Annotated in this window: 13 protein-coding genes; 6 read left to right on the top strand and 7 right to left on the bottom strand. The window is 58.1% G+C overall.

Going from position 1 to position 14,265, the window contains the following annotated elements; genetic code table 11:
• Positions 1-114 precede the first annotated feature (114 nt).
• Complete coding sequence (sppA, locus tag OGX84_RS08530; RefSeq protein ID WP_012132659.1) at positions 115-1,971, bottom strand: signal peptide peptidase SppA; 1,857 nt, start codon at positions 1,969-1,971, stop codon at positions 115-117.
• Between the two features lie 180 nt (positions 1,972-2,151).
• Here sppA and OGX84_RS08535 point away from each other — a divergent pair, with 180 nt between their 5' ends.
• The 3 genes from OGX84_RS08535 to topB all read left to right on the top strand — a co-directional run bounded on the left by OGX84_RS08535 (position 2,152) and on the right by topB (position 5,855).
• The gene (locus tag OGX84_RS08535) at positions 2,152-2,703 is read left to right on the top strand and encodes an NAD(P)H nitroreductase (protein ID WP_286457823.1); all 552 of its coding nucleotides are present in this window, start codon (positions 2,152-2,154) and stop codon (positions 2,701-2,703) included.
• Positions 2,704-2,863: 160 nt separating this feature from the next.
• Positions 2,864-3,907 (top strand): selenide, water dikinase SelD, encoded by a 1,044-nt coding sequence (selD, locus tag OGX84_RS08540; protein WP_024130393.1) that lies wholly within the window; start codon positions 2,864-2,866, stop codon positions 3,905-3,907.
• Positions 3,908-3,911: 4 nt separating this feature from the next.
• Complete coding sequence (gene topB / locus OGX84_RS08545; protein WP_012132656.1) at positions 3,912-5,855, top strand: DNA topoisomerase III; 1,944 nt, start codon at positions 3,912-3,914, stop codon at positions 5,853-5,855.
• A 102-nt stretch (positions 5,856-5,957) separates the two neighbouring features.
• Here the strand turns inward: topB and gdhA are convergent, their stop codons facing one another.
• The gene (gene gdhA, locus OGX84_RS08550) at positions 5,958-7,301 is read right to left on the bottom strand and encodes an NADP-specific glutamate dehydrogenase (RefSeq protein ID WP_012132655.1); all 1,344 of its coding nucleotides are present in this window, start codon (positions 7,299-7,301) and stop codon (positions 5,958-5,960) included.
• A 269-nt stretch (positions 7,302-7,570) separates the two neighbouring features.
• On the opposite strand from gdhA, the gene OGX84_RS08555 reads away from it, so the two are divergent.
• Positions 7,571-7,813: a YnjH family protein gene (locus tag OGX84_RS08555; protein WP_172773950.1), complete on the top strand. Its 243-nt coding sequence runs from the start codon at positions 7,571-7,573 to the stop codon at positions 7,811-7,813.
• On the opposite strand, the gene OGX84_RS08560 is transcribed toward OGX84_RS08555, so the two are convergent.
• Positions 7,773-8,189 carry a pyrimidine (deoxy)nucleoside triphosphate diphosphatase gene (locus tag OGX84_RS08560; protein WP_286457877.1) on the bottom strand — a complete coding sequence of 139 codons (417 nt, stop codon included), beginning with the start codon at positions 8,187-8,189 and terminating at the stop codon, positions 7,773-7,775. The two genes, OGX84_RS08555 and OGX84_RS08560, sit on opposite strands and share 41 nt — an antisense overlap.
• A 76-nt stretch (positions 8,190-8,265) precedes the next feature.
• Here OGX84_RS08560 and OGX84_RS08565 point away from each other — a divergent pair, with 76 nt between their 5' ends.
• Positions 8,266-8,835, top strand: a complete 570-nt coding sequence (locus OGX84_RS08565) for a carboxymuconolactone decarboxylase family protein (RefSeq protein ID WP_286457824.1) — start codon at positions 8,266-8,268, stop codon at positions 8,833-8,835.
• Positions 8,828-9,463 (top strand): CDP-alcohol phosphatidyltransferase family protein, encoded by a 636-nt coding sequence (locus OGX84_RS08570; RefSeq protein ID WP_198448242.1) that lies wholly within the window; start codon positions 8,828-8,830, stop codon positions 9,461-9,463. The genes OGX84_RS08565 and OGX84_RS08570 overlap by 8 nt, the downstream gene beginning before the upstream one ends.
• A gap of 96 nt (positions 9,464-9,559) precedes the next feature.
• Here the strand turns inward: OGX84_RS08570 and OGX84_RS08575 are convergent, their stop codons facing one another.
• From OGX84_RS08575 to OGX84_RS08590, 4 genes are all read right to left on the bottom strand, one after another.
• On the bottom strand, positions 9,560-10,867 hold the full coding sequence (locus OGX84_RS08575) for a sulfurtransferase (RefSeq protein WP_286457826.1): 1,308 nt from the start codon (positions 10,865-10,867) through the stop codon (positions 9,560-9,562).
• Between the two features lie 87 nt (positions 10,868-10,954).
• Positions 10,955-11,587, bottom strand: a complete 633-nt coding sequence (locus tag OGX84_RS08580; protein WP_012132647.1) for an ATP-binding cassette domain-containing protein — start codon at positions 11,585-11,587, stop codon at positions 10,955-10,957.
• A complete protein-coding gene (locus OGX84_RS08585; protein WP_286457829.1) occupies positions 11,587-13,122 on the bottom strand; it encodes an ABC transporter permease family protein in 1,536 nt (511 codons plus the stop codon). Before OGX84_RS08585 ends, OGX84_RS08580 begins: the two co-directional genes overlap by 1 nt.
• Positions 13,095-14,258, bottom strand: coding sequence for an ABC transporter substrate-binding protein (locus OGX84_RS08590; protein ID WP_286457831.1), 1,164 nt, complete (start codon positions 14,256-14,258; stop codon positions 13,095-13,097). The genes OGX84_RS08585 and OGX84_RS08590 overlap by 28 nt, the downstream gene beginning before the upstream one ends.
• Positions 14,259-14,265 lie beyond the last annotated feature (7 nt).

A 14,265-nucleotide genomic window follows, 5' to 3' on the forward strand; every position in this document is an offset into this window, starting at 1 on the left:
CGAAGTGAAGTCTCTTATATTGCCGGAGGCGGTTGCGCCTTATCCGGCCTACAAATTACGCGAAACTCGTAGGCCGGATAAGACGCGATAGCATCGCCATCCGGCAATGGCAATTTAGCGCACGTTCGCGCAGGTCAGGCAGAACGCATAACGGTTTTGCGGATCGTTAAAGGCAGCCAGTTTATCACTCTCTGCTTTTACCGCGCTGGCGGCTGTCGCCAGCGGCGCCGGGAGCATCGCCTGAATGGCTTCCGGCAGCATTGCGCGCACGGAGCCGGACATGCTGTCCATGATTCTGTCGAAGAATGTCGGTTCATCCTGATAATACTCAAGATGCCATTGCTTCAGTTTAGCCAGCTCTGCGGCTTTGGCGATGGCGTCGTCAAAGTCACCCAGACTGTCTACCAGACCATTCGCTTTTGCATCCTGACCGGTCCAGACATGCCCCTGTGCGATTTTATCAATCTGCGCCGGGGTGCTCTTACGCGCATCGGCAACCAGCGTGATAAAGCGTTTGTAGCCATTCTCAATGCTGAGCTGCATCATCTGCTGCACTTCAGGCGGCAGCGATTTGGTGACAGAAACGTCCGCCAGCGGCGAGGTGGCGACGCCATCGGTATGCACGCCGATCGAATCCAGGCTGTTCTCAACGGTGTTGATAACGCCAAAGATGCCGATTGAGCCTGTCAGGGTGCTCGGGTTCGCCACAATGTAGCTTGCCGGGGTGGAGATCCAGTAACCGCCGGATGCCGCCATTCCGCCCATCGACACCACAACCGGCTTGCCTGCGGCTTTCGCAGCGGCCAGTTCGGCGCGAATGACTTCAGAGGCGCTGACGCTGCCGCCGGGGCTGTTTACGCGCAGCACAATCGCTTTCACTTTCGGGTCCAGGCGCGCATCGCGGATTTGCGACGCTGTCGTGTCGCCGCCAACGTTGCCCGGCGTCTCTTCACCGTCCATAATCGCGCCATTGGCGAACACGACGCCAATACCGTCGCCGGTATCGGCAGGCGTTTTCAGCGAATAATCGTAATAGCTGATGGCCCGATAGTTGTTTTCTGCTTTGCTCCAGCCAAACTGTTTGGTCAGCGCTTTTTCCACTTCGGCGTTAGACGCCAGCGCATCCACCAGTTTGTTGTCGAGCGCGTATTTCGCGGTATCGCCATCCACTTTGCTCAGCCCGTCGAGCATAGCCTGCGCGCCAGGGAAGACCTGCTGCGCGGGGATCTGACGGTTCGCAGCAACGGTGTTCAGGTAGTTTTGCCACAGCTCGCCAATCCAGCGGCTGTCCGCTTCGCGCGCGGCAGGCGACATATCATCGCGGATAAACGGTTCCACGGCGGATTTATAAGTGCCGACGCGGAAGACATGCGTGGAGACTTTCAGCTTATCCAGCAAGGATTTGTAATACAGTCCGTTGGTTGCGAAGCCGTGCAGATCGACCGTACCCTGCGGAGAAAGCCAGATTTTATTGGCGAAGCTCGCCAGGTAATATTGCCCCTGACTGTAGCTGTCGCCTACGGCAAAGACCGGCTTGCCGCTATCGCGAAATTCGCGCAGCGCTTTCCCGATGTACTGCATGGAAGGCTGATCGGCGCCCGCGAAGTTTTTCAGATCCATCACGATGCCGGTGATATTGCGATCGTCTTTCGCCTGACGAATGGTGTTGACGATATCAAACAGTGAGTTTTCTTGCAGGCGGTCAGAGCTGGCGCCAAACAGCTGTCGGCCAATGACGCCCAGGCGGTTGGTGCTGGACGGTTTATCGACGATCACGCCGGAAATATCCAACAGCAGCGCGCCGCGTGCAGTTTGTTGGCTGGTGTTGCCATCGCTAAGCTGCATCCAGATACCGACGCCCACCAGAACCAGAAAGATGAAGAACAGGTTGAGCACCAGTTCCCGGACGAAATTCAGCAGTCGCCATGTCCACTTAAAAAATCCGGCAATAAATCGCCACAGGGTTCGCATGTATTCTCCCTACCAGATTAACATTCCGCTATCTCCGTCATACTCAGAGAGAAAGCGTATAAGATGTGGGTATCGTAATGACCAGGCAGGCACTTGTCAGCAGGAATCACTGCCTGTGCTGTAACTAAATCCCCTCTCGTGTTAATTTTGTGAATAAATATCATTGCTGGAGTTAACCAAATGGACGCACTCGAATTACTTGTAAACCGTCGTAGCGCCTCTCGTCTGGCCGAACCCGCGCCTGCGGGTGAACAGTTACAAAATATTCTGCGCGCGGGCATGCGCGTACCCGATCACAAATCCCTGCAACCCTGGCGTTTTTTTGTGATTGAAGGTGAGGGGCGTGAGCGCTTCAGCGCTGTTCTGGAGCAGGGCGCCATTGCGGCGGAAGGCGATGAGAAAGCGATAGAGAAAGCGCGCACCGCGCCATTTCGCGCGCCGCTGATCATCACGGTGGTGGCGAAATGCGAGGAGAACCACAAAGTGCCGCTGTGGGAGCAGGAGATGTCAGCAGGATGTGCGGTTATGGCGATGCAGATGGCGGCGATTGCGCAAGGCTTCAACGGCATCTGGCGCAGCGGCGCGTTAACCGAAAGCCCGGTGGTTCGCGAGGCGTTCGGCTGTCGCGCACAGGATAAAATTGTGGGCTTCCTCTATCTGGGCACGCCGCAGCTGAAAGCGTCAACGGCCATCAGCGTACCGGACCCGACGCCTTTCGTGACGTATTTCTAAGCGTCATGGCCCCGGCAGGCGGCTTTTTCGATGAGCGCCTGCCGATTATTCGGCAAAACTGTCTGGATTATGAGCAAAGACGCCGGAATTCAGACACTCTCTCTTACCACGTCATGGAATGAGCGCTACCATAGCCCGATTGCAATGACAGGAGATGTCCATGAGCGAGCACGCTATTCGTTTAACGCAATACAGCCACGGAGCCGGTTGCGGTTGTAAAATTTCCCCTAAAGTGTTGGAAACCATCCTGCACAGCGAGCAGGCGAAGTTTGTCGACCCGAACCTGCTTGTGGGCAATGAAACCCGCGATGACGCGGCGGTATACGACCTGGGTAATGGCACCAGTATCATCAGCACCACCGACTTCTTTATGCCGATTGTCGATAATCCGTTTGATTTTGGCCGTATTGCGGCGACCAACGCCATCAGCGATATCTTCGCGATGGGCGGCAAACCGATTATGGCGATCGCCATTCTGGGCTGGCCCATCAACAAACTGTCGCCGGAAATTGCCCGGGAAGTCACCGAAGGCGGGCGTTTTGCCTGTCGTCAGGCGGGTATTGCGCTGGCGGGCGGGCACTCTATCGACGCGCCTGAGCCCATCTTCGGTCTGGCTGTCACCGGCGTGGTGCCGACCGAGCGCGTGAAGAAAAACAGCACCGCGCAGGCCGGATGCAAACTGTTCCTCACCAAGCCGCTGGGCATTGGCGTGTTGACCACCGCCGAGAAAAAATCACTGCTCAAGCCGGAACATCAGGGGCTGGCGACAGAAGTGATGTGCCGGATGAACATTGCGGGGGCGTCGTTTGCCCATATCGACGGCGTGAAAGCGATGACCGACGTGACCGGTTTTGGTCTGCTGGGGCACCTCAGCGAAATGTGCCAGGGCGCAGGCGTGCAGGCGCGGATCTGCTATCAGGACATTCCAAAACTGCCGGGCGTCGAAGAGTACATTAAACTTGGCGCAGTGCCGGGGGGGACGGAGCGTAATTTCGCCAGCTACGGTCATCTGATGGGCGACATGCCGCGCGAGGTGCGTGATCTGCTGTGCGATCCGCAAACGTCTGGCGGCCTGCTGCTGGCGGTGACGCCGGAAGCGGTAGAGGAAGTGAAAGTCACCGCGGCGGAGTTTGGTATTGAACTGACGGCGATTGGTGAACTGGTTGACGCCCGTGGCGGTCGCGCCATGGTAGAGATCCGTTAATTCGATGCGGTTGTTTATTGCCGAAAAGCCGAGTCTGGGCCGCGCCATTGCGGATGTGCTGCCAAAGCCGCACCGCAAAGGCGACGGCTTTATCGAATGCGGGAATGGACAGGTGGTGACCTGGTGCATCGGCCATCTGCTTGAACAGGCGCAGCCGGACGCGTATGACGGTCGTTATGCGCGCTGGAATCTGGCCGATCTGCCGATTGTGCCGGAAAAGTGGCAGCTCCAGCCGCGTCCTTCCGTGACGAAGCAGCTCAATGTCATTAAGCGCTTTTTACATGACGCAAGCGAAGTGATTCACGCGGGAGACCCGGATCGCGAAGGGCAACTGCTGGTGGACGAGGTGCTGGATTATCTGCAACTGTCCCCGGAAAAACGCCAGCAGGTGCAGCGTTGCCTGATCAACGATCTTAACCCGCAGGCGGTGGAGCGTGCGATTTCCCGGCTGCGCGCCAACAGTGAATTTGTGCCGCTGTGCGTCTCCGCGCTGGCGCGTGCGCGCGCCGACTGGCTGTACGGCATTAACATGACCCGCGCGTATACCCTTCTCGGGCGCAACGCGGGCTACCAGGGCGTGCTCTCGGTAGGGCGTGTTCAGACACCGGTTCTCGGGCTGGTGGTTCGCCGCGATGAAGAGATCGAGAACTTCGTCGCCAAAGATTTCTTTGAAGTGAAAGCGCATATCGTCACGCCAGCTGAGGAGCGGTTTACCGCCATCTGGCAACCCAGTGAAGCGTGCGAACCGTATCAGGATGAAGAGGGGCGTTTGCTGCATCGTCCGCTGGCGGAGCATGTGGTGAATCGTATTAACGGTCAGCCCGCGATCGTCACCAGCTATAACGATAAACGGGAATCAGAATCTGCCCCGCTGCCGTTTTCGCTGTCGGCGTTGCAGATTGAAGCGGCGAAACGCTTTGGCCTGAGCGCGCAGAACGTGCTTGATATCTGCCAGAAGTTGTACGAAACCCACAAATTAATTACTTATCCGCGTTCCGACTGCCGCTATCTGCCGGAAGAACATTTTGCCGGACGCCATGCGGTGATGAACGCCATTGGCGTGCATGCCGCGGATTTGTTGCCGCAGCCGGTGGTTGACCCGGACACGCGAAACCGCTGCTGGGATGATAAAAAAGTCGACGCTCACCACGCGATCATCCCGACTGCGCGCAGTTCATCAATTTCCCTCAGCGACAATGAAGCGAAGGTGTACAACCTGATCGCACGCCAGTACCTGATGCAATTCTGCCCGGACGCGGTATTTCGCAAATGCGTCATTGAACTGGAAATTGCGAAGGGGAAATTCGTCGCCAAAGCGCGTTTTCTGGCGGAGGCCGGATGGCGAACGCTGTTGGGTAATAAAGAGCGTGACGAAGAGAACGACGGTACGCCGTTACCGGTGGTGGCGAAAGACGACGAACTGCTGTGCGAAAAGGGCGAGGTCGTTGAGCGTCAGACCCAGCCGCCACGCCATTTTACCGATGCTACGCTGCTGTCCGCCATGACCGGGATTGCCCGTTTCGTGCAGGATAAAGATCTGAAAAAGATCCTGCGAGCGACCGACGGACTGGGAACCGAAGCGACGCGCGCGGGCATTATCGAACTGCTGTTCAGGCGCGGATTCCTGACCAAGAAAGGGCGTTACATTCATTCAACGGATGCCGGGAAAGCCCTGATTCACTCGTTACCGGAGATGGCTGCCCGACCGGATATGACGGCGCACTGGGAGTCTGTCCTGACGCAAATCAGTGAAAAGCAGTGCCGCTATCAGGATTTTATGCAGCCGCTGGTCGGCACGCTGTTTCAGTTGATCGATCAGGCTAAACGCACGCCGGTACGTCAGTTCCGGGGCATTGTCGCGCCAGGCGGTGGCGGCGAGAAGAAAAAGAGCGCGCCTCGTAAGCGAGCGGCGAAAAAAAGCCCGCCGTCAGAAGAGGCGAGCGTATAACGCACAGGCCGGATAAGGCACTTACGCCGCCATCTGGCAATGCCTGATGGCGCTGCGCTTATCAGGCCTACAACGCTTATCAGGCCTGCATGCCACGGAAAATCAAATCACACCCTGCGCCAGCATCGCGTCGGCCACTTTGACGAAGCCTGCGATATTCGCCCCGCGAACATAGTTGGTATGTTTGTTTTCGCCGCCGTATTCCACACAGGCATGATGAATATCCAGCATGATGTGGTGCAGACGCGCATCCACTTTCTCGGCTTTCCAGCTCATTCGCGCGGCGTTCTGCGCCATCTCCAGACCGGAGGTCGCCACGCCGCCTGCGTTGGCCGCTTTACCTGGCGCGAACAGCACGCCGGCTTCAAGGAACAGATCGGTGGCTTCAATGGTGGTTGGCATATTGGCGCCTTCCGCCACCGCTTTCACGCCGTTGGCGATCAGCACGCGCGCGGCGTCCACGTCGAGTTCGTTCTGCGTTGCGCACGGCAGGGCGATATCAACCGGCACTGACCACGGCTGTTTGCCTTCCATATAGGGCAGGCCAAACTCGCGGGCGTAATCCGCCACGCGACCGTCACGGCTGGCTTTGATTTCGCACAGGCGCGCCAGTTTTTCTTCGGTGAAGCCGCTCTCATCCACGACGGTGCCGCTGGAGTCCGAAGCCGTCACCACACGAGCGCCGAACGCCATTGCTTTCTCGATAGCGTACTGCGCCACGTTGCCGGAACCGGACACCGCCACACGCATACCCTCAAAACCCAGACCGTGGCGTTTGAGCATCGCTTCGGTAAAGTACACCAGGCCATAACCGGTGGCTTCCGGGCGAATCAGGCTACCGCCAAACGAGAGGCCTTTCCCGGTGAACACGCAGGCGCTGTTGTTGGAGAGCTTACGCATCATACCGGCCATAAAGCCCACTTCACGTCCGCCCACGCCGATATCGCCAGCAGGTACGTCAGTGTCTGGCCCTAAATGGCGATAGAGCTCCGTCATCAGCGCCTGACAGAAACGCATCACTTCGCCTTCGCTCTTGCCTTTAGGATCGAAATCGCTGCCGCCTTTACCGCCGCCCATCGGCAGCGTGGTCAGCGCATTTTTAAACGTCTGCTCGAAGCCGAGGAATTTCAGGATTGAGAGGTTAACGGAAGGATGAAAACGCATCCCGCCCTTATACGGGCCGATGGCAGAATTAAACTGTACGCGCCAGGCACGGTTAACCTGCACCTGGTTACGATCGTCCACCCACACCACGCGGAACTGGATCACGCGTTCTGGCTCAACCAAACGTTCCAGCAATGACATCTGACGATAACGAGGATTTTGCTCAAGGAAAGGCCACAACGTGGTCATTACTTCACGAACGGCCTGCGCGAACTCGGTCTGATTGGGGTCACGCTGTTGAACATGGTTTAGAAACGACTCCAGAGAACATGTCTGATCCATAGATATAAGAACCTCTTATGTATTGATATGGTTATATTTATAATGTTGTGTTTCGTGTTTATGCAGTTTTTGACTATACCACCAGCAGTGTGACGGTAAGCAAGAAAAAAAAATGGCGTGCCAGGGAAATTAATAACGGCGCGCGCGTCATAATAAAAAGCGATGAATGGAGTGGCTAAAGTTTCAGTCGCTTACGACCGTTATACTGAAGGTAGGCTTCATAACAAGGAAACGCTATGCATCGTTTATTTATCGCGGCAGCAGCGGCGATGGTCTCTTTTGCCGCGCTGGCGAATCAGCATTATCGCCCGGATGTGGAGGTTAACGTCCCGCCCGAAGTGTTCAGCTCCAGCGGGCAGCGTGCGCAGCCCTGCAATCAGTGCTGCGTCTACCAGGATCAAAACTATTCGGAAGGGGCGGTGATTAAAGCCGAAGGCGTGCTGCTGCAATGCCAGCGCGACGAAAAAACGCTCAGTACGAATCCGTTGGTCTGGCGTCGCGTAAAGCCATAAACGCCTCTAACAGCGGAATGTCCGCAGGCGCAAGCGGGTAACGCAGCGCCTCTTTTGGCGAACACCAGATCATGTTCTGGTGATAATGCGCGGTGACGGCGCCGGTAAACGCCGGGACGTGCCAGGCGTGCAGATGGATCTGCCGGCCAGAGACTTCGCGCTGATGGCTGGCGATATAGCACCCGACAACCGCCTCAATACCCAACTCTTCACGCAGTTCGCGAATCAACGCCTGAGGTTGCGTCTCACTGGACTCCACTTTGCCTCCGGCAAACTCCCACATACCCGGCTGATCGGCGTGTTCCGGGCGTTGAGCCAGCAATATTTTGTCGTCACGCTCAATGATTGCGGCGACGACATCAATGGTTTTCATCATATTCATCAAGGTTCAACAACGGAAAGTGACATACTATCCTTATCTTTGCGTGACCTAAAGTCTTCAGGAGCAAGCGTTGAACGATCCACAACCCTGGGTTAGCCCATTGACCCATATCCCTTCCAGTCTGAAACCTCTCGTCGCTACGCAGAAAAAACATTACGGCGACGTTCTGCACCCCACGCGCTGGTGGGGGCGAATGCCGTTTCTGTTCTGGCTGGTGGCGCTGTTTGTCGGGTTTCTGGAACGTAAGCGCGCGCGGGTAACGCCGGTGATGCGCGCGTTGTTGATGACGCGCGTTTCGCAGGTGTGCCATTGCGCCTTCTGTGTGGATGCCAACAGTTTACGCCTGGCCGAACGGTGTGGGGCGCTGGATAAAGTACAGGCCGTTGCCGGGTGGCAATCGTCCACGCTGTTCAGCGAGGAGGAGCGTGTCGCACTGGCTTATGCCGAGGCCGTGACCGCCACGCCGCCGCAGGTTGATGAGTCGCTCAAGGCGATGATGAAACGCTATTTTACTGACGATGCGATTACCGAAATGACGGCGCTGATCGCCTTTCAGAACCTGTCGGCGCGTTTTAATGCCGCGCTGGATATTCCTTCGCAAGGGCTGTGTGACGCATTGAAAGGGGTGCCACATGTTTGACCGGCATCTGCACCCACGGGTTAAACCGCTCCTGCACCGCTGTGCCGCGTATCTCGATAAACCGGCGATCACCCCGGACGGCCTGACGCTGTTCGGATTTGCCATTGGCGTGCTGGCGCTGCCGTTTCTGGCGCTGGGCTGGTATCTGGCCGCGCTGGCGGCCATTGTGCTGAATCGCCTGTTCGACGGGCTGGATGGCGCGCTGGCACGGCGCAGAGGGTTAACCGATGCGGGGGGATTTCTTGATATCACCCTCGACTTTCTGTTTTACGCGCTGGTTCCGTTTGGCTTTATCCTGGCCGCACCGGAACAAAATGCGCTGGCAGGGGGCTGGCTGCTGTTTGCGTTTATCGGTACGGGCAGCAGTTTTCTGGCGTTTGCGGCGCTGGCGGCGAAGCATCAGATTGATAATCCGGGCTATGCGCACAAATCGTTTTACTATCTGGGCGGGTTGACCGAAGGCACCGAGACGATATTGCTTTTTGTCCTGAGCTGCCTGTTTCCGCGTTATTTCCCCGTTCTGGCGTGGGTATTTGGCGCGTTGTGCTGGATGACCACCCTGACAAGGGTCTGGAGTGGCTACCTGACGCTGAAGGTTATCCGGCCTGGAAAAAGATCCTCCCTGTAGGCCTGATAAGCGTAGCGCCATCAGGCATCAGGCATCAGTATGGCACGACGCTTTCCCGTAGGCCTGATAAGCGCAGCGCCATCAGGCGCATTACGACTACTTACTGCTGTCCGGGCCGCGCTCGCCGGTGGACACCGGATTTTTCGGATCGCTGCTCCATTCGTACCAACCGCCGTCATACACGGCGACGTTTTTCCAGCCCATCGCCCGCGCGTACATAAACGTTTCGGAGGCGCGCCAGCCGGTGCCGCAATAGAAGGCAACGTGCTGATCCGGCAGGATATCCCACTGCTTCCACATGGCGGCGATATCCTCTGCGCTGCGCATGGTGCCGTCCGGGTTATGGAAATCCTCCATATGCGTGGAGTCGCTGCCCGCATGTCCCCAACGCGCGCCGGCAATTTCGCCTTTTGGCTTGATATAGCTGTATCCGCTGGTGGTGCCGATAAATTCCGGCCAGGAACGGATACTGACCAGCGATGCGTCCTGACGGTGCAGCAGGGCGCGGGCCTGTTCCATATCCAGCATTAACTGCGGCTGCGCCGGGATCGCCACGCCAAAGTCGGGTTCCTGCTTCACGTCAGCCGGCATGCCGCGTTCAACCGGCAGACCCGCATCGGACCAGGTTTGCCAGCCGCCGTCGAGCAGACGAACGTCCTTCACGCCCGCATAGAGCATAATCTGCGCAACGCGCGCCGCAGCGTATACGTCGCAGCCATACAGAATAACCGTCGTGTCATGGCGAATACCGTGTTTCGCCAGCATCGCTTTCAACTGCGCGTCAGAGACTTTATTCCACAGCGGTTCGCTTTCCACCTCATTGGTGTCGATGTATCCGGCGCCGGGAATATGGCTGAGCAGATAATATTTCGGCGCGCCCCAGCCTGCTTCAATCACCTTCCAGTCTCCCGCCGGTTTAGCCGTAACCGGCTGGTTTTGTTGAAGGGCGTGCAACCACTGTGGGTATGCTAATTGCTCGAAGTGAGGGAGCTTTTGCAGTCGGGAAGGATCGGTCAGCGCATCGCTCAGCGTAGCAATCTGGCTGAAGCCTGTCTTCTGTAAACGTGATTTCACAGCCTGTACGCCACTGTCATTGCCATACAGCGCCAGCGGGGCGTCTTTCCTGAGCTGATGCAGTTGCAGCCAGGCGGCGAGCTGCTCGTCGCTCATTTTATCGAGCCAGGAGGCTGACAGATTCAGTGCGGAAGGTTCGTGACCGGAAGGGCCATTAAGGGTTTGCGGCCAGCCGTTGTAGAAAGCGCTCTGGCGCGTATCAATTGCGGCGCCCTGTTTTTGCTGTAGCTGGCTGAAGGTAAGCGACTGCGCCATATCAGCAGCCCAGGAGGAAGCGCAGGCGAGTCCTGAAGCCAGTGCCAGCGCGGTCATTTGAGAAACACGTTTCATCGAATAGCCCGACGTTAAAATAAGAGGGCGCCATTCTCTGCTGGCTGGCAGGGAAAAACTTTGCGTTAACGCAGTTTGTCGGCATATTCACGCCCACGCCTCCATCTGGAGCACCGTGCCGCCGGGAGGAACATCCTGGATATCGTGCGTCACCTGTACCACCGGAATATTTTGTTGCCGTACTTCGGCAAAGACCCACCGGCGGAAGGCGTCGCGGCGCCCGGCGTCCAGTCGGCTGAACGGCTCATCCAGCAGTAATGCCTGCGGTTGTGCCAGCAGCGCGCGAAGCAGGGCCACCCTGGCGCGCTGGCCGCCGGACAATGACGCCGGATCGCGGCGGCTGAACCCGTCCAGCCCGGCGCGCTCAAGAGCATGCCGCACTTCCGTTTGTCTGGCCGCCCCTTTTATCGCGGCAGGCAGCGCCAGCAGTAGGTTCTGCCCGACGCTGAAATGGTCAAACAGCAGGGCATCCTGAAACAAAATACCGATTTGACGTTGCGCGGTGGGGAGCGTATCGATGCGTCGTTCGTTGAGCCAAAGCTCGCCGGAGGCCTGAAACTGAGACGGCAGTGCGCCGACCATCCACGAAAACAGCGAAGACTTTCCGCTACCGGAGGGTCCCATTAACGTGACAATGTCACCTTTTTTGACCTGAAAGGCGACCTGATTCAATAAGCGGTGATTGTCCTGGCGCAGCGTGAGATGTTGAACGATGAGCATTAGCGGAGTCCTTGACGATAGTGGCCAATGACGCGTGAACATAGCGCCGTCAGCGCGAAAACCAGCAGGGGTAACAGCAGTTGCCATAGCGCCTGCGACGCAAGAATTGTGGTACTGCCGCCGCTGCTGAGCGCCACGGCTTCTGTGGTGAGCGTAGGATAGCGTCCGGCGCCCAGCCAGAGTGTCGGCATGTATTGGGCGATGCTGACGGAAAAACCGACCGCGAAGGCAAACAATGCGGGGCGCAGTAAAAGTGGGCACTTGATGCGCCAGAAGATACGAGCCCGCGTCCAGCCCAGCGTTTGCGCGATCAGCACCAGCCGTGGGTCAATGCGCTGCCAGGCGGGTTTGAGGACGAATAACATCCACGGGATAACCCACAGCAGGTGTCCCCAGATAACGGTAGCGTACTGGCCGTCTTGCCCGGCGAGCAGCGCCAGAGTGTATTGCCCGGCGACCAACGGCAGCGCAGGCAGCAATATTGGCAGCCAGACCCAGCGATGCCCGGTTTGCGGCCCCCATTCCAGCCATAAGAACAGCGTCATCAACCCCAGCACGGCGGACGCCAGCCCCATTTGCAGGCTGTTCATCAGCGCTTCGCGGTTCACCGACGCGGGTTCAGCCATACAGGCCAGCAGCGCCACGCACAGCATGCCGCTTAACGGCAGCGTTAGCGCCAACGTTTTTCCGCTTCTGCCTGATAAGCGCTGGCGGCGAAGACCGTTGATGGCAGGAAGGGGGCGTTGCCATCCCCGCCAGATGAGATAGCCGAACAGAGCAAAAAGCATAAGCAACGCCACGAGCAGTAAACTGGCGAGAGCGCCTTTGGCCTGTTGGTCGGCGTCGCCCTGGCTCAGCCATTGCCAGCTTAACACTGCCAGCGTAGGTGGATTGCCCGGCCCCAGAATCATCGCGACATCCACTGCCGATAATGACCAGGCGACAATCGCCAGCATCACCGCGCCTAATCCTGGCGCAACGGCGGGTAACAGCAGCCAGCTCAGGCATTGCAGACGGCTGTAGCCCAGGGTATCCAGCACGATGACCTGCTGCGAAAGCTGTTTTTCACTTAATAATGCCGACAGAACCCAGAGCAGAAAGGCGCTCTCTTTGACGGCCAGCGTGAGCCCAAGCCCGATGCCATAGCGATCCATCTGCGGCGTGAGCGAGGGGAAAAGGCGATAAAGCATCCCGCCTTCGGCAAAAAGCAGCAGGGCGCTGGCGGCAAAGGCCACATGGGGAATGGCCAGTAGCCAGGGGAGGCGGGCGCAAAGACGCGCCCATTTTGCGCCAGGCCACAACGCGACGACGATCGTCAGCGCAATAGCCAGCGCGCCGGTTGCCGCCAGGGTGACGGAGACCAGCGTTGCCCGCAGCGCCTGCGGAAGCTGCGGATCGCTAAACAGCGCCAGCCAGTGCGTAGCGGAGAGCGCGGGCGTGATAAGCGTGAATGCGGCAGGAACCAGCGGCAGCCAGATGACCGCCATCACGCCCCAGACCAGCAGGGTTACTGCGTACCGTAGCGGCGTAGCCATGCCTGTTCCAGCGCGTTCACCCATGCGGAATGCGGTTCCGCCAGCGTAGGCGGCAACCCGTCAGGAATGCGCGACCGTAACGCTTCCCGCTGCCCGGCGGGCAGCTTATGCGGGTCAAGCACGGAAGGATCGCCCCAGAACGCCGGATCGGCTTTGCGCAACTGCGCGTCGGGGGAGAGCAGAAAATTGGCAACCACCTTTGCGCCTGCGCTGGCGCGGGCGTTCGCCGGGATCGTGACAAAATGCACGTTGCCAATCATGCCTTGTGAAAAACCGAAACTGTAGCTGGTTTTGGGCAGTTCGCCGCTGGCAACCTTTTGCTGCGCATGAGCGGGATTAAACGTCAGAGACAGGCGCAGCGAACCGGCTTGCAGCAGCGCGTCCATCCGGGCGGGAGAGGGAGGGAAGTCTTTTCCCTTCCGCCACAGGCTGGGATGCAGCGCATCGAGGTATGCCCATAGCGGCGCGGTGACGGAATTGAACGTCGCGTCATCCGGCGCGACCTTGAGCGCATCCGGTTGAGGGGTTAACGCCAGTAACAGCTGTTCCAGAAACGCCGTCCCGGTAAAATCCGGCGGCCGTGGGTAGGTGACAGTACCGGGATGGGCTTTCGCAAAAGCGAGTAGCGCCTGCGGGCTTTGCGGCGGCTGCGGCGTAATATCCCGGTTAGCAATGAAGGTTAACTGCGCGCCGCCCCAGGGTGACTCCGCCCCTTGCGTCGGCATGGAAAAATCCTCGCGTACCGGTTTGCGCGTATCGACATAGCGCCAGTTTGGCAGCGTTTCCGCCCAGTGGGTTTGCAGCAGTCCGGCTTCTTTCAGCGTGCGGAAGTTTTCGCCATTTACCCACAGCAGATCGACGGAACCATCGGTTTTACGCCCGGCAGCGGACTCAGTCTGAATGCGTTTCACGGCATCGGCGGCATCCGCAAGCCGGACAATCCTGAGGTTAATGGCGTAATGCGTTTTCATCTCGCCGCTGACCCAGTCGAGATACTGATTAACGGCATTGTCGCCGCCCCAGGCGTTAAACCAGACGGTCTGGCCTTTGGCTTCATCTTTCACCGCCTGCCAGTTTTCGACGGCTTGCACATGGCCCGTCAACAGCAGACCCGCCAGTAATAGAGTACGACGCATGATCGCT

The organism is Citrobacter sp. CK202, from assembly GCF_030333225.1.
In the GTDB taxonomy this organism is placed as follows: Bacteria; Pseudomonadota; Gammaproteobacteria; order Enterobacterales; family Enterobacteriaceae; genus Citrobacter_B; species Citrobacter_B koseri.

What these genes read in the sequence shown, in the direction of transcription:
- topB (WP_012132656.1), top strand. Translation starts at nt 3,912, where the DNA reads ATGCGGTTGTTTATTGCCGAAAAGCCGAGTCTGGGCCGCGCCATTGCG.
- OGX84_RS08590 (WP_286457831.1), bottom strand. Translation starts at nt 14,258, where the DNA reads ATGCGTCGTACTCTATTACTGGCGGGTCTGCTGTTGACGGGCCATGTG.
- OGX84_RS08575 (WP_286457826.1), bottom strand. Translation starts at nt 10,867, where the DNA reads ATGAAACGTGTTTCTCAAATGACCGCGCTGGCACTGGCTTCAGGACTC.
- OGX84_RS08570 (WP_198448242.1), top strand. Translation starts at nt 8,828, where the DNA reads ATGTTTGACCGGCATCTGCACCCACGGGTTAAACCGCTCCTGCACCGC.
- OGX84_RS08535 (WP_286457823.1), top strand. Translation starts at nt 2,152, where the DNA reads ATGGACGCACTCGAATTACTTGTAAACCGTCGTAGCGCCTCTCGTCTG.
- sppA (WP_012132659.1), bottom strand. Translation starts at nt 1,971, where the DNA reads ATGCGAACCCTGTGGCGATTTATTGCCGGATTTTTTAAGTGGACATGG.
- OGX84_RS08560 (WP_286457877.1), bottom strand. Translation starts at nt 8,189, where the DNA reads ATGATGAAAACCATTGATGTCGTCGCCGCAATCATTGAGCGTGACGAC.
- OGX84_RS08580 (WP_012132647.1), bottom strand. Translation starts at nt 11,587, where the DNA reads ATGCTCATCGTTCAACATCTCACGCTGCGCCAGGACAATCACCGCTTA.
- OGX84_RS08585 (WP_286457829.1), bottom strand. Translation starts at nt 13,122, where the DNA reads ATGGCTACGCCGCTACGGTACGCAGTAACCCTGCTGGTCTGGGGCGTG.
- gdhA (WP_012132655.1), bottom strand. Translation starts at nt 7,301, where the DNA reads ATGGATCAGACATGTTCTCTGGAGTCGTTTCTAAACCATGTTCAACAG.
- selD (WP_024130393.1), top strand. Translation starts at nt 2,864, where the DNA reads ATGAGCGAGCACGCTATTCGTTTAACGCAATACAGCCACGGAGCCGGT.
- OGX84_RS08555 (WP_172773950.1), top strand. Translation starts at nt 7,571, where the DNA reads ATGGTCTCTTTTGCCGCGCTGGCGAATCAGCATTATCGCCCGGATGTG.